Source organism: Pseudomonas sp. GW458-11-26-14-LB4, from assembly GCF_059423925.1.
Genome location: NZ_JBWKYU010000019.1, coordinates 1 through 26,366, shown reverse-complemented (window position 1 = coordinate 26,366; position 26,366 = coordinate 1). Strand labels below are relative to the sequence as shown.

At 59.6% G+C, this 26,366-nt stretch carries 15 protein-coding genes and 1 riboswitch; of the genes, 7 read left to right on the top strand and 8 right to left on the bottom strand.

Annotation, left to right across the window (positions count from 1 at the left end):
* Nucleotides 1-26 precede the first annotated feature (26 nt).
* Together sohB and AC07XZ_RS22200 are read left to right on the top strand one after the other, a co-directional pair.
* Nucleotides 27-1,049 (top strand): protease SohB, encoded by a 1,023-nt coding sequence (gene sohB / locus AC07XZ_RS22205; protein ID WP_102687622.1) that lies wholly within the window; start codon nucleotides 27-29, stop codon nucleotides 1,047-1,049.
* Between the two features lie 85 nt (nucleotides 1,050-1,134).
* Nucleotides 1,135-6,126 carry an NEL-type E3 ubiquitin ligase domain-containing protein gene (locus AC07XZ_RS22200; RefSeq protein WP_146024023.1) on the top strand — a complete coding sequence of 1,664 codons (4,992 nt, stop codon included), beginning with the start codon at nucleotides 1,135-1,137 and terminating at the stop codon, nucleotides 6,124-6,126.
* A gap of 47 nt (nucleotides 6,127-6,173) precedes the next feature.
* Here AC07XZ_RS22200 and AC07XZ_RS22195 read toward each other — a convergent pair whose 3' ends face one another.
* Together AC07XZ_RS22195 and AC07XZ_RS22190 are read right to left on the bottom strand one after the other, a co-directional pair.
* Nucleotides 6,174-6,668: a DUF934 domain-containing protein gene (locus AC07XZ_RS22195; protein ID WP_007959510.1), complete on the bottom strand. Its 495-nt coding sequence runs from the start codon at nucleotides 6,666-6,668 to the stop codon at nucleotides 6,174-6,176.
* The gene (locus AC07XZ_RS22190) at nucleotides 6,652-8,310 is read right to left on the bottom strand and encodes a nitrite/sulfite reductase (RefSeq protein WP_085745488.1); all 1,659 of its coding nucleotides are present in this window, start codon (nucleotides 8,308-8,310) and stop codon (nucleotides 6,652-6,654) included. The genes AC07XZ_RS22195 and AC07XZ_RS22190 overlap by 17 nt, the downstream gene beginning before the upstream one ends.
* Nucleotides 8,311-8,835: 525 nt before the next feature.
* Here AC07XZ_RS22190 and AC07XZ_RS22185 point away from each other — a divergent pair.
* Entirely contained in the window at nucleotides 8,836-9,909 is a 1,074-nt protein-coding gene (locus AC07XZ_RS22185; RefSeq protein ID WP_102687624.1) for an ABC transporter substrate-binding protein, read from the top strand.
* 4 nt (nucleotides 9,910-9,913) lie between these two features.
* On the opposite strand, the gene AC07XZ_RS22180 is transcribed toward AC07XZ_RS22185, so the two are convergent.
* Entirely contained in the window at nucleotides 9,914-10,132 is a 219-nt protein-coding gene (locus AC07XZ_RS22180; protein WP_007959515.1) for a DUF2970 domain-containing protein, read from the bottom strand.
* Between the two features lie 177 nt (nucleotides 10,133-10,309).
* On the opposite strand from AC07XZ_RS22180, the gene AC07XZ_RS22175 reads away from it, so the two are divergent.
* A complete protein-coding gene (locus tag AC07XZ_RS22175) occupies nucleotides 10,310-15,565 on the top strand; it encodes a dermonecrotic toxin domain-containing protein (RefSeq protein WP_102687625.1) in 5,256 nt (1,751 codons plus the stop codon).
* 64 nt (nucleotides 15,566-15,629) lie between these two features.
* Here the strand turns inward: AC07XZ_RS22175 and metH are convergent, their stop codons facing one another.
* A complete protein-coding gene (gene metH, locus AC07XZ_RS22170; protein WP_102687626.1) occupies nucleotides 15,630-19,340 on the bottom strand; it encodes a methionine synthase in 3,711 nt (1,236 codons plus the stop codon).
* A 158-nt stretch (nucleotides 19,341-19,498) separates the two neighbouring features.
* Between metH and AC07XZ_RS22165 the strand changes: the two genes are divergently transcribed.
* The 3 genes from AC07XZ_RS22165 (at nucleotide 19,499) to nfuA (ending at nucleotide 23,530) form a co-directional block, all read left to right on the top strand.
* The gene (locus tag AC07XZ_RS22165; protein WP_102687627.1) at nucleotides 19,499-21,793 is read left to right on the top strand and encodes a fatty acid cis/trans isomerase; all 2,295 of its coding nucleotides are present in this window, start codon (nucleotides 19,499-19,501) and stop codon (nucleotides 21,791-21,793) included.
* Nucleotides 21,794-21,852: 59 nt separating this feature from the next.
* The gene (locus AC07XZ_RS22160; protein ID WP_085745493.1) at nucleotides 21,853-22,854 is read left to right on the top strand and encodes an acyltransferase family protein; all 1,002 of its coding nucleotides are present in this window, start codon (nucleotides 21,853-21,855) and stop codon (nucleotides 22,852-22,854) included.
* Between the two features lie 91 nt (nucleotides 22,855-22,945).
* Nucleotides 22,946-23,530, top strand: coding sequence for a Fe-S biogenesis protein NfuA (nfuA, locus tag AC07XZ_RS22155; RefSeq protein WP_007959519.1), 585 nt, complete (start codon nucleotides 22,946-22,948; stop codon nucleotides 23,528-23,530).
* Nucleotides 23,531-23,649: 119 nt separating this feature from the next.
* On the opposite strand, the gene cobM is transcribed toward nfuA, so the two are convergent.
* The 4 genes from cobM to AC07XZ_RS22135 all read right to left on the bottom strand — a co-directional run bounded on the left by cobM (nucleotide 23,650) and on the right by AC07XZ_RS22135 (nucleotide 25,808).
* Nucleotides 23,650-24,396: a precorrin-4 C(11)-methyltransferase gene (gene cobM, locus AC07XZ_RS22150; RefSeq protein ID WP_102687628.1), complete on the bottom strand. Its 747-nt coding sequence runs from the start codon at nucleotides 24,394-24,396 to the stop codon at nucleotides 23,650-23,652.
* Nucleotides 24,397-24,487: 91 nt separating this feature from the next.
* Nucleotides 24,488-24,901 (bottom strand): cobalamin biosynthesis protein, encoded by a 414-nt coding sequence (locus tag AC07XZ_RS22145; RefSeq protein ID WP_011334491.1) that lies wholly within the window; start codon nucleotides 24,899-24,901, stop codon nucleotides 24,488-24,490.
* Nucleotides 24,898-25,599 (bottom strand): CbtA family protein, encoded by a 702-nt coding sequence (locus tag AC07XZ_RS22140; RefSeq protein ID WP_102687629.1) that lies wholly within the window; start codon nucleotides 25,597-25,599, stop codon nucleotides 24,898-24,900. Before AC07XZ_RS22140 ends, AC07XZ_RS22145 begins: the two co-directional genes overlap by 4 nt.
* Before the next feature lie 11 nt (nucleotides 25,600-25,610).
* Nucleotides 25,611-25,808, bottom strand: a complete 198-nt coding sequence (locus AC07XZ_RS22135; RefSeq protein WP_007959524.1) for a CbtB domain-containing protein — start codon at nucleotides 25,806-25,808, stop codon at nucleotides 25,611-25,613.
* Nucleotides 25,809-25,929: 121 nt separating this feature from the next.
* Nucleotides 25,930-26,151: riboswitch (cobalamin riboswitch) on the bottom strand.
* Nucleotides 26,152-26,366: the final 215 nt, after the last annotated feature.

The following is a 26,366-nucleotide window of genomic DNA, read 5'->3' as shown; positions in this document are numbered from 1 at the left end:
ACCGCGCATCGTTTGAAGGAGTCACTGTGGAGTTTTTCACTGAATACGCCAGTTTCCTGGCCAAGACCGTGACGCTGGTCATCGCCATTCTGGTGGTGCTGGCGAGTTTTGCTGCGTTGCGCAGCAAGGGCCGGCGCAAATCCGCGGGCCAGTTGCAGGTCAGCAAGCTCAACGATTTCTATAAGGGCCTGCGTGAGCGGCTGGAGCAGACCCTGCTCGACAAGGATCAGCTCAAGGCCTTGCGCAAGGGCCAGGCCAAATCCGAGAAGAAACAGAAGAAGAAACCCGACGCCAAACCGCGTGTGTTCGTGCTGGACTTCGACGGCGACATCAAGGCTTCGGCCACCGAAAGCCTGCGCCACGAGATCACCGCGCTGCTGACCCTGGCCACGCCGAAGGACGAAGTGGTCCTGCGTCTGGAAAGCGGCGGCGGCATGGTGCACAGCTACGGCTTGGCCTCGTCGCAACTGGCGCGCGTCCGTGAAGCCGGCGTGCCGTTGACCGTGTGCATCGACAAGGTCGCGGCCAGCGGCGGCTACATGATGGCGTGCATCGGCGAGAAGATCATCAGTGCGCCGTTCGCCATCCTCGGCTCCATCGGCGTGGTGGCGCAGTTGCCCAACGTCAACCGCCTGCTGAAAAAGCATGACATCGATTTCGAAGTGCTGACCGCCGGCGAATACAAACGCACCCTCACTGTATTCGGCGAAAACACCGAGAAGGGCCGGGAGAAATTCCAGGAAGACCTGGACATCACCCACCAGCTGTTCAAGAACTTCGTCGCCCGTTATCGCCCGCAACTGGCGATCGACGAGGTCGCCACCGGCGAAGTCTGGCTGGGCATCGCGGCACTGGAAAATAAACTGGTCGACGAACTCAAGACCAGCGACGAATACCTGGCCGAGCGTGCCAAACAGTCCGAGGTCTATCACCTGCACTACGCCGAGCGTAAGAGCCTGCAGGAGCGCATCGGCATGGCGGCCAGCGGTTCGGTGGATCGCGTGTTGCTGAGCTGGTGGAGCCGGCTGACTCAGCAACGCTTCTGGTAAACACCTCACACGCTCGTGAGCAATCAAACTCGCGGGCGTGCTGCATTTTCAGCGGAAGAAAGTGCGGTACATAGATATTTTATAGTTGCGTATTGTTGTTGTTTTACAGGTTGATTCATCAACTAATCACGCTGTATTGAAAGAGTCTGAAACTTTATTCTGGATGCCCCTTTCAGAAATAAAGTTGCTAAGCATGGATGTTGAAAAGAGTAAATTGATCTTGCCAGTCATGACGCCCGCTCAACAGGGTGTCTTTTTTGAATTGTATGAAAAACAGATTCCTGACTGGTTGCTTAAATCTTCAGAAACTGTTCGAAACGATCTCTATGAAAGTTTCAAGGCCAGTTTCAAATCCCGTCATGCCGCACTTGAGCAATTGCGCGCACTGAAATCCCCGCAGAGTTTTTGTACGCCACTGCTGGCCAAAGCCATGGCTGAGAAGCTGGGCGAACCTTTTTTCGAGGTCGAAGGGGCGATTTTTCAACATGTACGCTCAAAGTCCAGCCTGTTGGGATTGCGCAGGAAACTGGTGCTGCCGATCAATCGTGATTTGCTGACCGCTGCCTGTGAAAATTTCGAATTGTCGGAAACTCTGGCCAGCACCTATCACGAGAGTTCATTGCTGTATATCCCGCAGCGGATAACCGGGCGAAACAATAAGGTATTGTCGATACAACCTCACGAGTTTGCCAGGCTTTGTCGTTATCTGGATCTCGGTAAACAATATAAAAAGCATGTGGAAGGATTCTTCGGCAGCGACAGTCAACTCGCCAGTCTGCAGGAATCATCCGTTGCCTTTTCCAGAGACCAGTTTGATGTCGAGCGGCATATCGCTTACATGCGTGGCCATATCAGTCTGGATGTGTACCGCATGCTTGAGTCGGTCAAGAACTCGGATTCTTCAATCACACTGGGCAACAACACCTTGGGTTATCAAAGCCTTGAAATGCTTGAGGTGCAGCTCAGAGGGCCGATGTTCATCGGCCCGGTCAGCGAACATGCGGATGGCGATTACCGTTGTGTGATCTATATGCCTGGTGATCCCGATCATCCTCTCAAAGAGTATCCCAGTTTCCAGAAGTTCGAGGTCGAGTTGAGCGGGCGTTTACGCGGCTCGCAGTTTCGCAGTTTTTTCACGCGCTTCATCCCGATGAAGGATCGCTCGGTTTTCCTTAACGGACTCGATGTACGTTTGTTGAAAGCGCGACCGAACCAGTTTCCCGTTTCCACGACCTTCCTTCCGCTGACAGGGCTCGATCTACAGGGTGACGCAAGACACAACCTGTTTCTCGCGATCTTCCAGCACCGCGCGGCGCAGGTTCGGGCCGATACTCGCCTGCTGGTAGTGCCGACGGATGATGAAGATGAGAAAACCCGCCTTGCCAGGCAAGAGTCCTATAAAGCCATCGGGCTGAATACGCTGTTGTTCTTTGTGTCCTTCGTGCCGGTTCTCGGCGAGGTCATTTGTGCCGTCGCCGGAATACAGTTGCTCGGTCAGATCTACGAGGGCATCGACAGTTGGGCCCACGGTGATCAGGAACATGCCACCGATTGCCTGTTCGACACGCTTGAGAATCTGATCCTCATGGCGGGTTTCGCTGCCGGCGGTGTCGCGGTGGGTAAGGCTTACACCGTCGTGCGCTCGTCAAGTTTCATGCAGGGACTACGGCGGGTACCAGTTGGGCCAATGTCTTATCGCCTGTGGAATCCGGACATGACGGCTTACCGCCAGCGCGAGTCTTTGCCGCGCAGTTTTGCTGCGGATGCGCAAGGGCTGGTATGGCGCGCAGACAACCGCTATTTGCCGCTGGGTGCCAATGCGTACGCGGTGCGTCCGGTTACCGGCACCGGTTTGTGGGAGGTCCATGATCCGCACTTGCCCGGGCGTTATTCACCATTGCTTGAGACCAATGGAGCTGGCGCCTGGCGTCATGACTCCGAACTGCCTCACGAGTGGAGTTTGTTGACCCTGTTCCGTCGCCTGGGTTTTCGTGAAGAAAAGATTTCAGACCCCCGTGCCTTGCAAGCCATTGCAGTAAGCGGGATCGGCCAGGCAGCCATGCGCAAACTGTTCGTTGAACGCGGCAAGCCTATGGCGATGCTCACGGACTCGGTGAGACGCTTTCGTGCCGACTCCGACGTCAGCCAGTTCATGACGCAAATTGATACGCCCGCATCTGCGCCGCTGGCGGATGCCGATCTGCAACTGTATTTGCTGACAGGAGCAGGTCGCTGGCCACAGGACATGGCAGTCATTGTGAAAGACATCTTTGGTAATGAAGTGACACGCTATGGCGCAGACGAGGCTGTCCGCCAGGTCAACCTCACAGAGGGCGCGCTGCGCAACGGCCAGTTTTATACCCCTGTTCTGGCAGCACTCAGCGACAGTGAGCGTTCACACTTGCTGGGCTCGGCCACTGTGGAGTCGAAAAATCAGATAGCGTTATTGGGCAAACATATTGCCGGGCTGGCGCCGCGGATGCGCATGGCGATGATGGACCGGTTGTTCCGGCGAAGCGACGTCTGTGAGCTTTCCAGAGGCGAGCCGATCATCAAGGCATTCCCGGGGCTTTCAGCCAGTGTCGCCGACGAACTGGTGCAACATGCCGATGCGCGTGAGTGGGCGCAGCTTGAATCCGGCATCGTACCGTTGCGTCTGGCCGAGGAAGCCAGGCGCTATCAGCAGGTCCAGCGATTGAATCGCGCGTACGAGGGGTTATATCTGGACGCCGCCAGTGGGCGCGATGCCGACATGCTGGTACTCGACACCTTGAGCCATTTGCCGGGCTGGCCGGGCGATGTATTTGTCGAAATTCTGGACTGGGGTGTGTATGCCGATCAGCGGGCCGTCGTTGGCCCGAGCGATGCCCCACACAAAGTGCTCGTCGAAGCCTATGCCGAGCGCTATCAGGTTCAGGATGCGCGCAGCAATAGCGTCTCCAGTCATCCGTCACGCACCCGTGCGAATTTTTTCCAGGCACTGTGGGAAAGCCTTCCGGCCCACAGTCGCAAGGCCATCGGCGTTGAAACGGACGTCGACGGCACGGGCTTGCGGGAGAAAATCACCGCATTGGCGCTGCAGCGGCGCGAAGCCTTCGCCAAGGTGCTGGAAATTGCACCGGCACACTCGAGTTACCGCTCCCCGATGGGGCTGGCAGATCAGCGGATCGAACAGGTCACCGTCGAGCAATCGGCACCTTCAAGCCCTTCTCAGGGCGTTTCGCCCGCGCTCGTGCGTCGGGCGCAGGAGTTGTATCCGACTCAATCAACCGCACAGATCAAACGTTTTGTGACCTCTCTGGGCGCCGACGAAGTATTGGCTATCAGGTCGCTTGAACGGTTGCGCGAGCAATACAGGACGATGGTGGAAACCCTGGAGCGCTGGACCCACCGCGATACGTATTATCAGGGTGAGGAAGGTCCGAGGCTCAAGGTCCCCGCCCATAGCAAGGCGCGGGCAATGCAAGCCATTTTGCGCGCGTGGCGCAAGGAAACCCGTCACACGGCGCACTCGGGGCATCCGACCTACAGCCTGACGCTCGATGCGGTGCCGTTAGGGCAGATGCCGGTTCTTATCGGCGATTTTTCCCACATCACCGCGCTGGAAATGAGCGGCGTGGGCGCCAGTGCAGGTCTGAATACGTTTCTGCGCAATTTTCCCGGACTCAGGGTGCTGAACCTGTCAGGTAACGGACTGACACGCATCCCTGTCGCGATCGGGGACATGCCGGGGCTGACAGGTCTGGATCTGAGCAACAACCGTATCCGGCTTACTCAGCAGACGATTGTAGAGCTGGCCGGCAAGCATCACCTGCGCACACTGGATTTGGGCTTCAACCCCCTCCTGGGGCGTACTCCGGACGTCAGTGCAATGCGTAAATTGCGCCACTTGAGCCTGCGAAACACCGGCATCACCGAATGGCCCGGAAATACCGATGCGCTTGCGCATCTGGAATCTCTGGATCTGCGCAACAACAGGATTGTCGAGATCCCGACGTCCGTCTTCACCTCCCGCGCTGTACTGAATCGCGGCACTACGATCGATGGCAATCCGCTGTCGACCGAGAGCCTGCAAGCCATCGCTGCGTACCAACAGTCGCAAGGCATAAGTCTGGGCGTCATCACCACCGAGTACACCAGCACCGCACGACTGGCCGGTGACCGGGAAGGGGCGGGATGGGTAAACGGCTTGCCGACGGTGGAGATCGGTCGGGCCAAGCAAGTGTTGTCGTCACTGTCGGCTGACCCGGATTCCCGGGATTTTTTTGAAGTGCTCATGCAACTGCGTGAAACGGCCGATTACTCCAGAACCCGCGAACAGCTCGGGCAGCGGGTATGGAATGTGCTGGAAGCGGCCTGTGAGGATGATTCGTTGCGTCGCGCGCTGTTTCGCATGGCCCGCACAGGCTGGGTCAGTGCGCCCAATGTTGCGGGACTGTTCAGCGATCTGGAGGTCAGGGTTCTGTGTTATCGGGCAGCGGCGGCGGCCCGCACCGGTACCCAGACACTCGAAGGCGATCTGGTTCGTCTCTTGCGCGGGCTGTTCCGGTTGCAGCAGGTAGAAAAACAGGCGTTGCTCGATATCGCGCGCCGATCCCGCGCAGGAACTTTCACTCAACGCCAGGCACTGGATATCAGCCTGATTTATCGGGTGCGACTGGCGCAGCGCCTGGCGTTGCCGGCACAACCCACAGAGCTGAATGTGCCACTGGATGCCGAGGTGACGGACGCGCAGATCGATCACGCCTATCTGGAGGTCGTCAGGGCCGAGCAGACGGCGCAACTCTCGGAGTCAGTCAGCAGGCAGGAGTTCTGGGCCGAGTATTTGCTGGCGACACGCCAGGATGCGTTTACCAGCGTTCTGGATCGCAGTGCTCACGCGTTCGCGCGCCTGGAAGCGCAGGTCGGACTGTCCCGTGAAGCAGCCAGTCAGCAAATGACGACGATCTTTGACAACTTCAGGAATGAAAGCCTGGAACTGCGCAAACAGCTGACCAATGCGGCGCTGGCGAGGCATCCGGGTTTGACGTTGCCGGTCACGCCGGGGCCCGGCAGACTGGGAACGAGAGAGGGATAAAGCAGCGACCTCGAGCCCGCCAATGCGGGCTCGAGGTAGACGTACGATCAGCGGCGACGGAACAGCGGCAGCGGTTCGTCAGTGGCGGCCTGATAGGTCACCGAGAAGTCCTTGAGGCTTTCCAGGGCGTCGTACGGGTCTTTGTCCGCGCGCAGGGCGAAGGCATCGAAACCGCAACGGCGCATGTAGAACAGTTGGTCGCGCAGCACGTCGCCAATCGCCCGCAGTTCACCTTTGAAACCGTAGCGGTCCCGCAGCAGGCGGGCGTTGGAGTAATTGCGGCCATCGGTGAACGCCGGGAAGTTCAGGGCAATCACCTGGAACTCGTTCACGTCGTCACCGATTTCTTCGGCTTCTTCATCGGCGTCCAGCCACACACCCAGACCGCCATCGCGGGCCTTGAGCATGCGGGCGTGTTCACGCCACAGCTGCAGCGGGACGATCAGGTCGTCACAGTTGCTGATTTCGTCGATGTTGAAATCCTTGGGCAGCAGGTGCCAGGTTTCGTCGACGACCTCGTTGTTCTTAATGATTCGCTGCATAGACGCGTTCCTTGAAGAGGTCGATGCCAATACGCTGGTAGGTGTCGATGAAACGCTCGTCTTCGGTGCGTTGTTCCACGTACACGTCGATCAGTTTGGAGATCACGTCCGGCATGTCTTCCTGAGCGAAAGACGGGCCGAGGATCTTGCCCAGGCTGGCGTCACGGCTGGCGCTGCCACCGAGCGAGACCTGGTAGAACTCTTCACCTTTCTTGTCCACTCCCAGAATGCCGATGTGGCCGACGTGGTGGTGACCGCAGGCGTTCATGCAGCCGGAGATGTTCAGGTCCAGTTCACCGATGTCGAACAGATAGTCCAGGTCGTCGAAACGGCGCTGGATCGATTCGGCGATCGGGATCGACTTGGCGTTGGCCAGGGAGCAGAAATCACCGCCAGGGCAGCAGATGATGTCGGTCAGCAGGCCGATGTTCGGCGTGGCGAAGCCACCTTCACGCAGTTCGCCCCACAGGGTGAACAGCTGGCTCTGCTCGACGTCGGCCAGAATGATGTTCTGCTCGTGCGAGGTGCGCAGTTGGCCGAAGCTGTAGCGGTCCGCCAGATCGGCGACGGCGTCGAGCTGCTTGTCGGTGATGTCGCCCGGTGCAACGCCGGTCGGCTTCAAGGACAGGGTCACGGCCACATAACCCGGCTTCTTGTGCGCCAGGGTGTTGCGGGTACGCCAGCGGGCGAAGCCCGGATGCTCCTTGTCGAGGGCGGCCAGTTCGGCGTCTTGATTGCTCAGCGCCTTGTAGTCCGGGTCGACGAAGTGTTTGGCGACGCGATGAACTTCGGCTTCGGTCAGCGTGGTCTGGCCGCCGCGCAGGTGTTCCATCTCGGCATCGACTTTCTGGGCGAAGACTTCTGGAGTCAGCGCTTTGACGAGGATCTTGATCCGCGCCTTGTATTTGTTGTCACGACGGCCGTAGCGGTTGTAGACCCGCAGGATCGCGTCGAGGTAGCTCAACAGGTCCTGCCATGGCAGGAATTCGTTGATGAACGCGCCGACCACCGGGGTTCGACCCAGACCACCGCCGACCAGCACGCGGAAACCGAGTTCGCCAGCAGCGTTATGGACCGGCTCAAGGCCGATGTCGTGAACTTCGATGGCCGCACGGTCGGAGGTCGAACCGTTGACGGCGATCTTGAATTTACGCGGCAAGTAAGCGAATTCCGGGTGGAAGGTCGTCCACTGACGAACGATTTCGCACCAAGGACGCGGGTCAATTAGCTCATCGAACGCAACACCGGCGAACTGGTCGGTGGTGACGTTGCGCAGGCAGTTGCCGCTGGTCTGGATGGCGTGCATCTGCACGGTGGCCAGTTCCGCGAGGATGTCCGGGATGTCTTCGACCGCCGGCCAGTTGAACTGCACGTTCTGCCGCGTGCTGATGTGGGCGTAGCCCTTGTCATAGTCGCGGGCGATTTTTGCCATCATGCGCGTCTGACGCGAAGTCAGCTGGCCGTAAGGCACCGCCACGCGCAACATCGGCGCGAAACGCTGGATGTACAGGCCATTTTGCAGGCGCAGGGGGCGGAATTCTTCTTCGCTCAGCTCACCTGCCAGATAGCGTCGGGTCTGATCACGGAACTGCTTGACGCGGTCCTCGATGATCCGCTGATCGTACTCGTCGTATACGTACATATAAGTCCTGTTCTCAGGCTTTGGCCACTCGGAAAACGCTGCGTTTTCGCTTGCTGGAGTCCGATGGTTCCTCTGCAATTCTGCGCGCACGGCCGCGCACTCCCTGACGGAGCCGGGGCAATATACCCGTTTGCAGTTATGCGCAAAAGTGATGTTTGAGTATATGGAAAGAACCAAAACGCCTAACGAGAATTCCTTTCACCTAACCCACATTTGTCGTGCGGACAATCATCGTCTTAACTGTGGTCGAGTCTTTCTGCAATCACCGATAAAACCGACAAGAGGCGATGCAATGAGCAACCCAACCAAGGCAAGGAAAAGCGATAGCAGTGTCGATGCATGGGCCATTCTGTTCCTGATCATTCTGGTCGTTGGAACGGCGGTGTTCTGGGTCAGCCATCAGTAAAACGACTTGTCCGGGCCCCGCTTGCGACGATTGTCGGACAAAAGGCGGGATCAAGCGCCAAAGGCCAGGTGATCAATGGCTATAATGCGCGGCCATTTTTCCTTGGGCCCGGATGATTCATGTTCAAGCTTTTCCAACTCAGCCTGCTGCTGTTCGGCGCGGTTTTCGGTACCTGCGCGCGTGCAGAGTCGGTGCTGTTCCTGAATCCCGGCTCGACGCAGGAAGCGTTCTGGGTCAGCTACTCGCAATTCATGCAGGCTGCCGCCCGGGACCTGGGCATCGACCTGCGCATTCTCTACGCCCAGCGCCAGCCGGAATTGACCTTGGCGCAGGCGCGACTGGCCCTGCAGGGGCCTGAGCGCCCGGATTATCTGGTTTTCGTCAACGAACAGTACGTGGCACCGCAGATTCTGCGGATGGCCAATGGCAGCGGGGTGAAGCTTTTTATTGTCAACTCGGGTCTGACGCCCAACCAGCAGGCGCTGGTGACAGAGGCCGCGGATCGGATAGGCAGCCTGGTGCCCAACGACGAGGAGGGCGGCTACCTGATGATGAAGGAGCTGATTCGCCTGCATCCGCCCGTGGCGCCCGGTGAAAGCATCGATCTGCTGGCGTTTTCCGGCCTCAAGATCACGCCATCGGCGCAATTGCGCGAAAAGGGCATGCAGCGAGCGCTGGCGGAGAATCCGCAGGTGCGTTTGCGGCAATTGGTCTATGGCGGCTGGACCCAGCAACGGGCTTACGAGCAGGCGAAGCAGTTGCTGGTCCGCTATCCCGACGTTTCATTGGTATGGGCAGCCAATGATGAAATGGCCTTCGGCGCGATGCGTGCCGCGTCCGAGGCCGGCAAGGTGCCGGGCAAGGACGTGCTGTTCAGTGCGGTCAACACTTCGCCCGAAGCGTTGCAGGCGGTGGTCGACGGGCGCCTGAGCGCATTGCTCGGCGGCCATTTCACTTTGGGTGGCTGGGCATTGGTCGAGCTGCATGATCATGCGCAAGGCGTCGATCTGAATCAGTATGGCGGCCGTGACCGGCAGATTCCGTTGCTGCAACTGATCGACAGGGATCATGCCCGGCGAATCCTTGCCATGGGCGCCTCGCCGGACTACGGCGTGCACTTTCGCAAGCTCTCGGCGAAGGGCCGTCCGGTGTCGTATCGCTACCCGTTCAATCTGCAGACCCTGATGCATTAAGCCGTCAGACGCCCGCCAGATGCACCACCAGTTGCACAATGCCGAACAGCGTCAGGGCGAACACCGCCGTGAACGCGATGCCCAGAAAGATGAAATGGCTGGGCTTGCCGTGGGTGAAGTCCCTTGCCCGGTTCTTGCCGCTCTGCACCCCGAACGCCGCCGCCATGACGCTGTGCAGCATCTGCCAGAAGGTCGGTGGCTTGTTGTCGACTGGATCGTCCATAAATCCCTCGTCTGAAAAGTGTACCTCTTGAGCTTAGCCAATCCTGCGAATCGTGCGGAGCCGGTCACGCCAGAAGAAATCCATGGCAACAAATCGTCGCCCGTCGCGATAACTATCTAACGCAGTCCGGTTCGCCTGGCATGGTGTTCTGATGCTTTCATTCCAAGGAACGAGAGCATGTCTGAAACCTTTCAGCCGGATTCGAGCAGCATCAAGCCTTCCCGCCAGCACGTTTCCCGAAGCATTCACGCAGCAACGCTCGAACAATCCATTCCCGACTGGCTGACGGAGGCTGCTTCCCATCGTCGTGCGTCGTTGAGAAACGCCAATGCCATTTTGCCGGACTGGTATCGGAAGGCCTCGTCTGGACAACGCAATGTTCTGAACGAGAGTTTTACGGCGAGCTTTCGCGCCCAGACGCGATTGGACCACGCGCTGGCCGACATGCAGGGCATCCATGTGTTTGGCAAAACCCTGCTGTGCGCGATGCTCAAGGATCGTTTCAATGTCGAACTGGATGTCGAAGATACGTTTTTGCAACTGATTCAACCGATCAATGCAGGAATATGGTCCACGGAGATCGGCACCTTCGAGGTGTCGAAAATGTCATTGCTGCAAGCCGCGCTGCACAATTTCGAAGCGGCCGAATGTGAGAACGGTGCGTTTCACAAGCGCTCGGGATTTCTTGCCCGATTGCCAGCGGGGACTTTCAAGGCTGTGCGCACTTCGATGTCGGTCCGGCAATTCATGGTCGCCTGCCGCACGCTGGACATTGGCGGCCAGTATCAGCGATACCTCAAGCATTACCTGTATTCCGAAAATCAGCCAGCCCATCAAACACTGCGTGAACTATTCACCACGGCGCGCAGAGCAGCCTTGCATGCGGCTGCCGAGCAAGCACTGCTGCAAGGAGATATCGAGCCTGCGGATCATGCATCGATCCAGGAAATCCTCCATGGGGAGCGCCAACCCCTGCTCGGGGGGCGGCGCATCTGGTTCTGTGAAATGAGCCTGATGAGGCGTCGCCTGACCGGTTGTCTGTGGTTCGCAATCAGTGAGAGGTTCGAGGACCCTGAAGAACTGATTCTGTACATTCCCGATGATCCGCATCACCCCCTTAAACGATACAAGACCTCGCAGCTGGAGGCCGCGCTCAAGCGGCGATTCACGGCCCGGGAAAGCGCGTCGGCCGATGACGGCACGCCGACGCCATATCAACGATTTTTCAGCAGGTTCGTAGCCTATGCCGACCGTGCGTACTACTTCAGTCAGTTCACTGACAATGCACCGGATGCCTCGTTCAGCAGCAGGGTCACGTCTTATCTTGCACGGATCAACGACTGGATCAACGGGCTGAGCCCTTTGCCAAACACACTGGTCGATCTGGTGCCACCCGCGCCCGCGATCAGACAGGTTGCCAACCAGGATCCGTTTCTCGCCCCGGTCAACATGCCGTTCAAGGGGCTGCGTTTCTGGGATGACAACATCGACCTGTGGGATTACCTGTTCGAACGTCATCGCGAGCAACTGCTTGAAGATGCACGCAGTTACGCCGTGCCCGTAGAGGATGTCGATGCGAATGCTCGCAAGACACTGTTCGCGAAGTTGCTGAACAGCGGCATGCTCGTGTTGAACACGGTTTCGATGCTTGTGCCCGTGCTGGGCGAAGTGATGATGGGGGTCATGGCTTGCCAGCTTCTGGAAGAGTCCATCGAGGGCGTGATCGAGTGGAGCGAAGGGGATCGGCATGCTGCCACGGCGCATCTGGTGGACATTGCGAGCAATCTGGCGTTGATCGCGTTGATGGGGGGCGTGACGAAGGGGGTGACCCGACTGAAGCCGGTCGATGCTGCCCCGGTTATCGAGGATCTGCATCCCGTCACGCGTCCTGATGGCCATGCGCGATTGAGAAAGTCCGATCTCGGAGGATATGAAAGCACGGTCCGCATCGATCCAGGTGTCCGGCCCGATGCGCTGGGGCGTTACGAGATACAGGGCAGACACTTCATTCGGATCGAGGGCAAGACCTATGAGCAGGTGTATGACCGGGCGCTGGGGCGCTGGTGTATCAGGTACCCCGACAATCCGCATGCGTACCAGCCTGTCCTGACTCACAACGCGGCGGGAGCGTGGCGCCATACGCTCGAGAACCCGCTGAAATGGAGTCGGCAGACCTTGTTGCGGCGCATCGGACACATCACTGAAGCGTATACAGACGAACAACTTCTCACGATCGGTGAGATCAGCGGGGTCAGCGACAACGCGTTACGCAAGATGCACATGGATAACCTTTCGCCGCCTCCGGAACTCATGGATGCCTTGCGACTGTTCGATACTGATCGTGGTGTTGTGCAAGTCATCGAGCAATTGGCAGGCGATCTGGACATCGATCATCGCTATTTACACGCCTTGCCCTTGATCATCGAACTGCCGGGCTGGCCTGTCGGGCGCATTTTGAAGGTCTATGACACCCCAGACTTTACCGGGCCTTCCACCCGCTATGGTTCGGAACATCCATTGGCGGAGATGGCGAATAAACCGCCGATCCGGCTGAGCCGCAGCCATGTGCTCAATGGTGAGTTACCCGCCAGAATCCTGTCTGCCCTCGATGAGTCCGAGATATCCGCGTTATTCGGTGACAAGGAGGCGGGTGACCGGGTATGGCGACCTCAGGCTTTTCGGGATCTGCTGGCCGATTACGCCCGGGCGAATCGTCCGACGCTGTTCGAAAGCCTGTTCCAGGAAAGTGCCATCGCGGATCCCATGATTGACAGGTTGCAGCGCGCTTACGCCGGACTCAGCGACGCCGCGGCGCAAGAGATTCTTCGCCACGCCAATGCTGACGACATGGCGATTTTGTACAGCACCGGGCGTATGCCGGACGCAATGCTGGAGGAGGCGCGATGGTATGCACGGCGCGGTCGACTGGTTCGCGCGCTTGCCGGGCTGCACATGGAGCACATGATGTCAGCTGACACTCGCCGCCTTGCCTTGCACACCTTGAGCAAGTTGCCGGGTTGGTCCGCTGATATGCAGCTCGATATCCGTGACGGTCGTGTCGACGGCAGACAGATCGATTCCATCGGTCACGAAAGCGCGGCTGTGCGCCGCAGCGTAGTCAAGAAGGGGCCGGTCTATCAGGCTTTCAATGAACATGGTGTCGCGCTCAATGAGCTGCCGGTCTCGGGAAACGGTTTTTACGCTTCGGTCTTGCGCCTGCTGCCCGAAGACGTACGAAAGGCCATCGGCCTGTCGGAGGCCGCCCACGGAAGCGATCTTCAGCGAGCCATCACTGCTTACGCTACCGAGCATGCCGGCGATACGGCCACGATGCTAGCGCTGCACGGCCGCAGGACACTCAAGTTCAAGCCACCGCAGCGGATCAGAGAGCATTTGGTGGGCTACTACGCGAGCGGCGAAGGAGCGGTCGGGCTCTCCGGTCTGAATCCTTCGCTGGTCGTGAGATTGCTCAGCCTTTATCCGGATCTGAGCATTTCCAGGGCCAACGGCGTGCTCCTGAAGATGATTCGGACAGGCAAAAGCGATGCGCACATTCTTCAATTGCTGGAGGATCTGAGGCATCAATGGCTTGAGCTTGAACAAACCCTGGACCATTGGGCCAATACCGGACCGAACCGGGCGCAAAAAGACCGGATCGCGACCCGCCTCAAAAGGTGCTGGCGAAAACGGCCATTCGCCGAAGAAAACCCGACGTTGCGCCACCTGGATCTGGCCACTGATGAAGCATTGCCCGGTTTCTCGGCGGATTTCTCCCATGTCACGGTGATGCGACTTCAAGCGCCCCACGCCACCCTCGGACAGATGCGCGGATTCCTGCGCAATTTTCCCGAACTTGAATTCCTCGACCTCAGTGGCAACCACCTGGTCACCAACCCGATCCCTCGGGAGTGCTCTGCACGGCTGCTTGAGCTGGACCTTTCCGACAATCCCGTGAGTCGCCTGGATGTCACCGGGATGTGGCGTCTCGAATTGCTCGATTTGAAGGGGACGCGTCTTCAGGAATGGCCGCTCGGCGCTGACAATCTGCGCAACCTGAGATGGCTGGACCTGAGTAATACGTTGATTTCCGACATTCCACGGCAGGCCCTGGCCCGCGATGAGTGGGTGCTGAACATGAATCTGACAGGGACGCCACTGACCGATGACGCACGCTTGCAGTTGCGGGTCGCGCAGCAGCGATGCGAACTGGCGCTGGATCTGCCGCAGGGGTCGCTGGCGCAATTCATGCTCGAAGATGTGCCCGAGCAGGACAGTCGGCCGCTAGAGAACGGCACTCTGGTGGCTGGCCGGTTGATGCGTATACCCACGCCAATACCATTCACGGATCATGTTCCGGCGTTTACCCGGCGTTTGCGCAGGGTGCATCCATCCCTGACCGAAGAAAAGGCCGAGGAAGTGGCCGAGGGTTTATTGCAGGACGCAAGCGTCGAACAGGTCAATGCGCGGATCGAAGACTGGAATCAGAGATTGGAGTCAATGACACGCCAGCTCAATGGCTGGATCTTTACGCGTCGATCAGGAAACACACTTTTTGGAGGGCACTGGTCGACGTCACAGGGTCGCCGGGAGGCCTCGCTCAGAATCATGGAGTGCTGGAGGAAGGGGCTGCTGGGGGCGTCGGCGCGTAGCGATCGAACGCTGGATCTGGCCAATATCTCCAGATTGGGAACACTGCCTCGACTGTCTCCAGAGTTTGCACACGTGGAAGGGCTTAGCCTGAGGGGGCTCGGTTTGAGCGGAGCAGACGTTCAAGAGTTTCTTCAGGCTTTTTCCCGGATACGCTGGCTGGATCTTGGTCTCAACGAGCTGAGTGCAGTGCCGTCGGTCATTGCTGGCATGGAGCGACTGGAAGAACTGGGGCTCATCGGTAACCGGTTCAACGATTTCCCGGCTGTTGTCGACGCATTGGGTCCCATGCCGCGGCTCAAATGGCTGAAGCTGAACTACAACCGTCTGACGGTTTTCAATGGAGTCACGGCCGAGCAATTACCGGCGTTGCGCTGGCTGGAGTTGAGCTTCAATCATATGAGGCAGTTCAACGGGCCTGTTAGCGCAACACTGGAAGTCCTTCATTTGAATGGCAATGACTTGCGCGAGTGGCCGGAAGGTGTGTTGCAGGCTGAGCGCCTGCTTTCGCTGAACCTGGAAGACAACCCGATAAGAGAGATTCCGCCAAGGGCGTTTGACGGAAACCACGACGTTTTGCTGGCGGGTACGCGAATGTCGCCCAACTGGCGTTCCTTGATGACGGACAGTCTGATTCGACTCAGGGCTCATCTCGACAGAGTGGGTGGTGAGCAGGTTTTGGGTATCAAGCGGGAGACGCTCGATTTTTGGCTTACCGATACCGAATTCGATCAGTTTGTTGACTGGTCCGGCAGCGAGTCCGAACCAGAGGAGGACGTCAGGTAACCTGAGCGTCACGGAGTCGAGCCCCTGTCTCAGTGCATCCGAGACAGGGGCTTTATTGCGTCAATCAGTTGTCGTAGCCGAGGTTCGGCGCCAGCCAGCGTTCGGTCAGGCTCAGTTCCTGGCCTTTGCGCGAGGTGTAGCTCTGCACCTGATCCTTGTCGATTTTGCCCACGGCAAAATACTGCGCCTGCGGATGGGCGAAGTACCAGCCGCTGACCGCTGCTGCCGGGAACATCGCGTAGTGCTCGGTGAGGAACACGCCGCTGCGACCGGCGCGCATTTCCTGGGCCTCAGGGTCGAGCAGGGCGAACAGCGTGGCCTTCTCGGTGTGGTCCGGGCACGCCGGGTAGCCAGGGGCAGGGCGGATGCCGGAATACTGCTCTTTGATCAGCGCCTCGTTGTCGAGGACTTCATCCTTGGCGTAGCCCCAGTGCTCTTTACGCACCTGCTGGTGCAGCCACTCGGCGCAGGCTTCGGCCAGACGGTCGGCCAGGGCCTTGACCATGATCGAGTTGTAGTCGTCGCCAGCGTCCTGATAAGCCTTGGCCACTTCCTCGGCGCCGATGCCAGCGGTGGTGATGAAACCACCGACATAGTCGGTCACTTCACTGTCCTTCGGCGCGACGAAGTCGGCCAGCGAGAAGTTCGGTTTGCCGTCGGTCTTGATGATCTGCTGACGCAGGTGATGCAGACGGGCCATAGGCTTGCCGTCATCGCCGTACAGCTCGATATCGTCGTCGTGCACCTGATTGGCCGGCCAGAAACCGAACACTGCACGGGCACTGATCAGCTTCTCGTCGATCAGCTTGGTCAACATCTCGCGGGCGTCCTTGTACAGCGAGGTCGCTGCTTCGCCTACCACTTCGTCTTCGAGGATGCGCGGGAACTTGCCGGCCAGATCCCAGGAGATGAAGAACGGCGTCCAGTCGATGTATTCGGCCAGTACGTTGAGGTCGATGTTGTCCAGCACGCGGGTGCCGGTGAAGGTCGGTTTGACCGGAGTGTAAGAGGCCCAGTCGAACTGGGGTTTTTTTGCGATCGAAGCGGCGTAGCTCAGGCGTTCGGTACGGGCGCTGCGGTTGGCGGTGCGTTCGCGGACGTCGATGTACTCTTCGCGAGTCTTCTGGACGAAACCGGCTTTCAGTTCCTTGGACAGCAGCTGTGTCGCCACGCCCACGGCGCGGGAGGCGTCGGTCACGTAGACCACCGCGTCGTTGCTGTACTTGGGCTCGATCTTCACCGCCGTGTGCGCCTTGGAGGTGGTCGCGCCGCCGATCATCAACGGCAGGTGGAAGTCCTGGCGCTGCATCTCGCGGGCCACGTGGACCATTTCATCCAGCGACGGAGTGATCAGGCCGGACAGGCCGATGATGTCGCACTTCTGCTCCTTGGCCACCTGCAGGATTTTCTCGGCCGGGACCATCACGCCGAGGTCGACGATGTCATAGCCGTTGCAACCCAGCACCACGCCGACGATGTTCTTGCCGATGTCGTGCACGTCGCCTTTCACGGTGGCCATCAGGATCTTGCCCTTGGCTTCCGGCTTGTCGCCTTTTTCCAGTTCGATGAACGGGATCAAGTGGGCCACGGCCTGTTTCATCACACGGGCGGATTTCACCACCTGCGGCAGGAACATTTTGCCGGCGCCGAACAGATCGCCGACGATGTTCATGCCGGACATCAGCGGGCCTTCGATCACTTCGATCGGGCGCGCGAACGACTGACGGGATTCTTCGGTATCTTCGACGATGTGGGTGGTGATGCCCTTGACCAGCGCATGCTCCAGACGTTTGTTGACGTCCCAGCTGCGCCATTCTTCGGTCTCGGCTTCCTTGACGCTGCCGTCGCCCTTGTACTTGTCGGCGATGGCGAGGAGGGCGTCGGTGCCTTCCGGCGTGCGGTTGAGGATCACGTCTTCAACGGCGTCGCGCAGTTCCTGCGGGATCTGGTCGTAGATCTCCAGCTGACCGGCGTTGACGATGCCCATCGTCAGCCCGGCGCGGATCGCGTAAAGCAGGAATACCGAGTGAATCGCCTCGCGCACCGGGTTGTTGCCACGGAACGAGAACGACACGTTGGACACACCGCCGGAGCTCAGGGCATACGGCAGTTCGTCACGGATGTAGGCACAGGCGTTGATGAAGTCCACAGCGTAGTTGTTGTGTTCTTCAATGCCGGTGGCCACGGCGAAGATGTTTGGGTCGAAGATGATGTCTTCCGGCGGGAAGCCGACTTCGTTGACCAGAATGTCGTAGGAGCGTTTGCATATTTCTTTCTTGCGCGCTTCGGTATCGGCCTGGCCGACTTCGTCGAACGCCATCACCACCACGGCGGCGCCGTAGCGCTTGCACAGTTTGGCGTGGTGGATGAACTGCTCGACGCCTTCTTTCATGCTGATCGAGTTGACGATGCCCTTGCCCTGAATGCACTTGAGGCCGGCTTCGATCACTTCCCACTTCGAGGAGTCGATCATGATCGGTACGCGGGAGATGTCCGGTTCGCCGGCAATCAGATTGAGGAAGGTCACCATGGCCTTCTTCGAATCGAGCATCCCTTCGTCCATGTTGATGTCGATCACCTGGGCGCCGGCCTCGACCTGTTGCAGGGCGACTTCCAGGGCTTCGGTGTAGTTGTCTTCACGGATCAGGCGGGCGAATTTCGCGGAGCCGGTGATGTTGGTCCGCTCGCCGACGTTGACGAACAATGAGCTGCGATCAATGGTGAACGGTTCCAGACCCGACAGGCGGCAGGCCTTGGGAATGTCCGGAATCTGCCGTGGCGCATAACCGGCGACGGCTTTGGCGATGGCTTCGATGTGGCCTGGCGTGGTGCCGCAGCAACCGCCGACGATGTTGAGGAAACCGCTCTGGGCGAATTCTTCGATGACTTTGGCGGTGTCCACCGGCAGCTCGTCGTACTCGCCGAATTCGTTCGGCAGGCCGGCGTTCGGGTGCGCCGAAACGTGGGTGCTGGCCTTGTCCGACAGCTCTTCCAGGTACGGACGCAGTTCGCGGGCGCCGAGGGCGCAGTTCAGGCCCACCGAAATCGGCTTGGCGTGGGCCACGGAGTTCCAGAACGCTTCGGTGGTCTGGCCCGACAGGGTCCGGCCGGAGGCGTCGGTGATGGTGCCGGAGATCATGATCGGCAACTCGAAGCCCAGTTCTTCGAACACGCCTTGCACGGCGAAGATCGCGGCTTTGGCGTTGAGGGTGTCGAAGATGGTTTCGATCAGGATCAGGTCGGCGCCGCCCTCGATCAGGCCTTTGGTGGCCTCGGTGTAGTTTTCCACCAGCTCATCGAAGGTGACGTTGCGATAGCCCGGGTTGTTGACGTCCGGCGACAGCGAGCAGGTGCGGCTGGTCGGGCCGAGCACGCCGGCGACGAAACGCGGCTTGTCCGGGTTCTCGGCGGTCTTGGCGTCAGCGACCTTGCGCGCCAGTCGTGCGCCTTCTACGTTGAGTTCGTAGGCCAGTTCTTCCATGCCGTAGTCGGCCATGGAAATGCGGGTGGCGTTGAAGGTGTTGGTCTCGAGGATGTCGGCGCCGGCATCCAGGTAGGCTTTCTCAATACCGCCGATCACGTCAGGGCGGGTGATGACCAACAGGTCGTTGTTGCCCTTGACGTCGCTCGGCCAGTCGGCGAAGCGTTTGCCGCGATAATCCTGCTCTTCGAGCTTGTAGCTCTGGATCATCGTGCCCATGCCGCCGTCGAGAATCAGGATGCGCTCTTTGAGAGCTTGCTTGAGAGCTTGAAGGCGAACGCTGCGATCGGACATTGGGACTACTCGAAAAAGACCATGACGAAGGGCCGGGATCATAACAAACCTGTGCGGTTTTAGAGCATGTCGAGCTTTTGCATGAATATCGCTCATGTTGGTACGGGCGTCATAACGGTAGAATCGCGGCGTTTTTCTTCAGGATCAGGATCAGGGACATGTCGTACCGCGTCATCAGCATTGCATTGCTGTTTTTAAGCTTTGGCGCGGCGGCGCAGAGTCCCGCTATTTCTTCTTCTATCTCCTACACCCGAGACATCCAGCCGATCTTCACCGAGAAGTGCGTGGCCTGCCATGCGTGCTACGACTCTGCCTGTCAGTTGAACCTGGGCAGCGGCGAAGGCGCGGCCCGTGGCGCGAGCAAGATGCCGGTCTACGATGGCGAACGCACCCAGGCGGCACCGACCACGCGGCTGTTCTACGACGCCTTCGGCAAACGCGCCTGGCAGCAAAAGGACTTTTATTCGGTACTCGACGCCCAAGGCAGTCAGGCCGCTCTGATGGCACGCATGCTGGAGTTGGGACACAAAACGCCGCTGACACCCAACGCCAAACTGCCGGAAGACATCGTGCTGGGCCTCAACCGCGAGAACCTGTGCGCGATGCCTGCCGAGTTTGACGGCTACGCCGGCGCCCATCCGAAAGAGGGCATGCCGCTGGCGGTGACCGGCCTGACCGATCAGCAATACCAGACGCTGCAACGCTGGCTGGCATCCGGCGCCCCTATCGACGAGCAAGGTCTGGCGCCGAGCACCAGGGAAGCGATGCAGATCGTCCAGTGGGAAAACCTGCTCAACCAGCCCGGCGCACGGGAAAGTCTGGTCGGGCGCTGGCTGTACGAGCACTGGTTCCTGGCGCACCTCTATTTCAAGGACGGCGAGCCGGGGCATTACTTCCAGTGGGTGCGTTCGCGCACACCGACCGGCCAGCCGATCGATCTGATCGCCACGCGTCGCCCGAACGACGATCCGGGCACTCAGGTGTATTACCGCCTGTGGCCGGTGCAGGGCGTGATCGTGCACAAGACCCACATCACCTATCCGCTGAGCGCGGCGAAGATGGCGCGGGTCAAAAGCCTGTTCTACAACGGCAACTGGCAGGTCAATGCCTTGCCGGGCTACGGGCCGCAGAGCCGGGCCAACCCGTTCGCGACCTTCGAGGCGATCCCGGCGCAGGCGCGTTATCAGTTCATGCTCGATAACGCCGAATACTTCGTGCGCACCTTCATTCGCGGCCCGGTGTGCCGTGGACAGATCGCGACCGACGTGATCCGCGACAACTTCTGGGCGCTGTTCCAGGCCCCGGAACACGACCTGTACATCACCGACCCGAACTATCGGGGCCAGGCCACGCCGTTGCTGGCGATGCCGGGGCAGAACGACGACGTCGGCAGTGTCCTGAGCCTGTGGCACAACTACCGCAACAAGCGAAACAAATACGAAGCCCTGCGCCGTGACAGCTACGCCGACCTGCCGGCGCCGAGCTGGTCGACCCTCTGGGCCGGCAACGACAACGCCTTGCTCAGCATCTTCCGCCACTTCGACAGCGCCTCAGTGACCAAAGGCCTGATCGGCGAGGTGCCACAGACAATGTGGCTGTTCGACTACCCTCTGCTGGAGCGCACCTATTACCAGTTGGCAGTGAATTTCGATGTGTTCGGCAACGTCTCCCATCAGGCGCAAACGCGCTTGTATTTCGACCTGATCCGCAACGGCGCCGAGCAGAATTTCCTGCGTCTGATGCCTGCCGATTCCCGCGAGGGTTACCTCGACGATTGGTACCAGAGCAGCGGCCAGTTCAAGATGTGGCTCGATTACGAAGCCATCGATGACGACAAGCCGACCGCGCTGAAACTCGACGAGAAAGACCCGAAACGCGATTTCGCCATGCAATTGCTGGCGCGCTACGGCGATCTCAACGCGCGTCCGGATCCGATCAACCGCTGCGAAGATGCCTATTGCTCACGCCCGAACATCGACCCAGCCCTGCAGAACGCCGAGCAGGCGCTGAGTCGCCTGACCTCGCGTCCGGCAGCGGGCCTGAAAGTGATCGATCAATTGCCGGAAGCGACGATGCTGCGGGTCGAAACCCGCAGCGGCAAACGCGAGGTCTACAGCCTGCTGCGCAACCGCGCCCACAGCAACGTGGCGTTCCTGCTCGGTGAATCCCTGCGTTATCAGCCGGGGCTGGACACGCTGACGATTTATCCGGGCGTGCTCAGCAGCTACCCGAATTTCATGTTCAACATCCCGGCGGATCAGGTGCCGGCGTTTGTCGACGCCATGGAAAGTGCAAGGGACGCGGCGCAGTTCGAGAAAATCGTCGAACGTTGGGGCATCCGCCGCAGCCATCCGCAGTTCTGGTTCTATTTCCATGACCTGAGCCAGTACATCCACGAAACCGATCCGGTGGAAGAGGGCGTGCTGGACATGAACCGGTACGAGAATCTTTGATCGTTTGAGCGATGGCGGTTGTCCCAATCCTGTGAAGTACGGGATCGGGAGCGCCATCGATGTTGATTTCAGTGCAGGCCCTGCGAGCGCTCGCCGCGTGGGCGGTGGTCTGCCATCACTTCATGCAGATTTTCTTCGATTTCGAGGCGCGCGGGCCAATAGGGCAGCTGTTCATCGACAAGGGCGCCGTGGGCGTCGATATCTTTTTCGTGATCAGCGGGCTGGTGATTTTCCTGTCGACCGAAGGCAAGGCACTGCCGCCAGCGCGGTTTCTGTTGTATCGACTGTTTCGGATTGTTCCGGCGTATTGGCTCTACACCGTGCTGATGGCGTTGCTGGTGGTGTTCGCTCGGCCGTTGCTGCCGGATCAGACGGTGGACTGGAGTCATTTGCTGCTGTCGTTGCTGTTTATCCCGACGGAAAACCCCGGCGGCTACGGGATCTATCCGACTCTGAATGTCGGCTGGACCCTGAATTACGAAATGCTGTTCTACGTGCTGTTCGCCTGGGCACTGTTGTTCCGGCTGCAAGTACGTTTGCTGGTGGTCGCGGCGCTGCTGTTTGCGGTGTGTCAGGCCTGGACCGGGTTTGGCTGGGTCAGCGAGTTTTATCGCTCGGACATCGTTTATGAGTTCCTGCTGGGGATCGGCATCGGCATGCTTTACCGTCGCGGCTGGATCGGGCCGGCGCTTTGGCTGCCCTTATTGGGGATCGGCGCGGCGTTGCTGGCGATCTATCACCTGCCGCCGGAACCCCGATTGCTGAACTGGGGCGTGCCCAGTGCGGTGCTGGTCATGGCCAGTATGGCGCTGGAGCGGCATGTCGAGCGCAACAGGCTGCTCAAGCTGCTGGGCGACTGTTCGTACTCGGTGTATCTGATGCATGTGCTGGTGTTGTCGGCCGGCGGTTATCTGGCCCGACGCTATGGGATCAACCCGTATTTGATGTTTGTCGTCTGTGCGCTGGCCATCGCTATCGGTTCGTGGCTGAGCTACGAATGGGTGGAAAAACGCAGTTATCAATGGCTTAAAGCGCGGATTGACGGTGAACCTGGCACCTAGCCGATTTGCGAACTATTCCTACGTAAATACTAGGACTTTGTGCCGCGCGCCGATTGGCGTAAACTCCGCCTCAAGCCTGCGAGGAGTCTCCATGACCGCTATTACCATTACCGACGCCGCCCATGATTACCTGGCCGATCTGCTCTCCAAGCAGAACACCCCGGGCATCGGCATCCGCGTTTTCATCACCCAGCCTGGCACCCAGTACGCCGAAACCTGCATTGCCTACTGCAAGCCGGGCGAAGAGAAACCTGAAGACACGGCGCTGGGGCTGAAAAGCTTCACCGCTTACATCGACTCGTTCAGCGAAGCGTTCCTCGATGATGCCGTCGTCGACTACGCCACCGACCGCATGGGCGGCCAGCTGACCATCAAGGCGCCAAACGCCAAAGTCCCGATGGTCAACGCCGACAGCCCGATCAACGAGCGCATCAACTACTACCTGCAAACCGAAATCAACCCGGGGCTGGCCAGCCACGGCGGTCAGGTCAGCCTGATCGATGTGGTTGAAGACGGCATTGCCGTGCTGCAGTTCGGCGGCGGTTGCCAGGGCTGCGGCCAGGCGGACGTGACCCTGAAGGAAGGCATCGAGCGCACCTTGCTCGAGCGCATTCCGGAGCTCAAGGGCGTTCGCGACGTGACCGACCACACGCAGAAAGAAAACGCCTACTACTAAGGTGTTCGCTGCGGCATGAAAAACGGCGCCCCGTGAGCGCCGTTTTTTTATGCGTGAGATTCAATTGATCGTTCCCACGCTCTGCGTGGGAATGCAGCCGTGGACGCTCCGCGTCCCATTCACGGTCTGTACAGGTGCGCATGCCCCGCGCGATACAGCGACGACTCGCTAAAGTGATCGCTACCCAACACCCGCCCAACCAGAATCAACGCCGTACGCCGAAACCCCTTCGCCGCCACCTTCTCGGCAATATCTTCCAGCGTCCCTGTCACCCAGTCCTGATCCGGCCACGTCGCCCGGTGAATCACCGCGATCGGGCAATCCGTGCCGTAATGCGGCAGCAGTTCGGCAATGATCTTCTCCAGATGATTGACCCCCAGATGAATCGCCATGGTCGCCCCGTGCTGCGCCAGGTTGCCGAGCTCTTCGCCGGCAGGCATCGCGGTCTTGTCGGCATAACGGGTCAGAATCACGCTTTGCGAGATGTCCGGCAGGGTCAGTTCGGCGCCCAACAGCGCGGCGCACGCGGCGGTGGCGGTCACGCCGGGAATGATCTCGAACGGAATATCCAGCTCGCGCAAATAACGAATCTGCTCGCCAATGGCGCCATACAGACTCGGATCCCCCGAATGCACCCGCGCCACGTCCTGGCCCTTGGCATGGGCGGTCTTGATCAGGTCGATGATCTGTTCCAGGTGCAGCTCGGCGCTGTTGACCAGGGTTTCAGCGCAATGACCTTCCAGCACCGCCGTCGGCACCAGCGAACCTGCGTAGATGATCACCGAGCAACTGCGGATCAGCCGCTGGCCTTTGACAGTGATCAATTCCGGGTCGCCGGGGCCGGCGCCGATGAAGTAAACGGTCATCGTTGGATCCTGTAGAAAAGGGGCAGGGCGGTGCTTCACAAGCCTTTCAGATGAAGAATGCTCATGATCGAAAGCGGGGATTATCGGGATTTTACGCCGCGCCGGCCAATGCCAGAGTTGCCTGAGCGTACTTTTGCCGGGAAATCAGCAGTTTTGCCGGGCCACTGATCAACTGTTCGGCGAGCGCCAGAGCAGCACTTTCCGCTACGCCGTAGCAGCCGGTGCGTTCGAAGGCGATCTGTGAATGATGACTCAAACGTTGCTGATAACTGGCCAGTTCCTCGCTGCTGAAATACAGCAACGGCAGCGCCAGTTGGGCGGCGAGTTCCTGCAAACCGGGTTCATCGCGCTTGAGGTCGATGCTGGCCAGCGCCTTGACCTTCTCAAGATCAATTCGGTGGGCCTGCAACGCCTGATCAAGCAATGCACGCAGCGTGCTGGCCGGGCAGCCGCGCTGGCAGCCCAGGCCGACCACGAAGGTCGGCGCTGCGCTGTCATCGGTCATGCGCGGTACTGACCTTCGCTTTTGCGGCGGAACAACCAGGCGCTGATCAGGCCCAGGGCCAGCCAGAACGCGACGTTGGTCAGCTGCGAAGCGATTTTGAACTGGGCTTCGAGGGCTTCCGGGGCGAGCATCGAATGCACTTCCGGTTGCGGCGCGCCGATCACGTGCGGCACGGCAAGGATCGCCACGCCGAGGATCTTCATCAGCCAGTTACGGCTGAACGCGATCAAGGCCAGGCCGACAGCGGTGGAGGCCGCAGTGCCGATCCACCACATCTGCCGCGAGGCCAGATCCGCAGCGGCAGTGCCCGGCAGCTCAGGTGGCAGGCCCATGGTCGGGGCGAGCACGAAGGTCGCGTAACCGGCCAGGCCCCAGAGCAGGCCTTGCGAAGTCTTGGTCGGCGCACGCAGGGTGTACAGGCCCGCCAGCATCAGGGCGAAACCCACGGCAACCACCAGGTTGCCGCCAGTGGTGGAGACCACGCGCTGCCAGCCGTCTTCCGGCTCCCAGGCTTCGGCATCGTGGGTGTGGGCGGCGGTGCCGGCGGCGTGTTCGTGAACTTCGGCAATCGGTTCGGCTTTCTCGAAGGTCTCGGCCTGCAAAATCAGCGGCGAAACCCAGAAGCTTTGCAGCAACGTCAGGAGCAGGGCGGCCAGAAGGCCGGTGAAACCTGCGGTCTGCGCAATACGCTTGATCATGTCGTCAGGTCTCAGTGGCACGGGAACGCGGCGCTGTGGCGGGTATCGTGCGCGGCGTTGTGCACCGCTTCGATGTGCGAGAAACCGGCGAAATACACAAGGCACGCGCCGAGGATAGACGCGCAGACGGCGGCGGTCAGGCGTTGGCTCAGGGTGGTGGTGCTGGAGATCTTGTCCGAATTGCTGCCGGTGCTGCTGATGATCGACATGGCGCTTCCCTCTGGAGTGTCAGCGGGTGAATAGAGCGCATGAAAACCCCTGCGGCCGGGCACGCAGAGGTTCGAACAGCGCCCGCCCACCGCGGGTTTGTTATGTTCAGTAACGCAAGATGCGCACTGTGTGTTGCGGGCCGGTCTCCGGGCTCACGAGGGGTTGGCGTCTGGCCGACCTGCAAGCGTCACCTTCCCATGCCTGTGGGCACAGTGGATCTGACGCTTCGCTCGCTTACCGTTGCGGGGGCAGCACCGGACTGACATGGCTTTAGAGTAAAGCACATGATTCACCGGTTTCCCGTTTCACCCTGTGAAGGGCACCCGTAACAAGTTGTGTAGGAGACCATGCGCGGGGGATTTGAGTCAATTGGGATTGGGATTGGGGGCAGATCCGTTGCTGCGGTTATGGCTGCTTAGGGTTCCGCCCTTACGGCGGGTCACTTTTTCCAAACGCCGAAAAAGTAACCAAAAAGGCTGCACCCTGACGTACGGCCCTCGCTGTGGCTCGGGTTCCTTCGCTCCGGGATTGATCCGGGGGCATCGCCTACGGTTTGC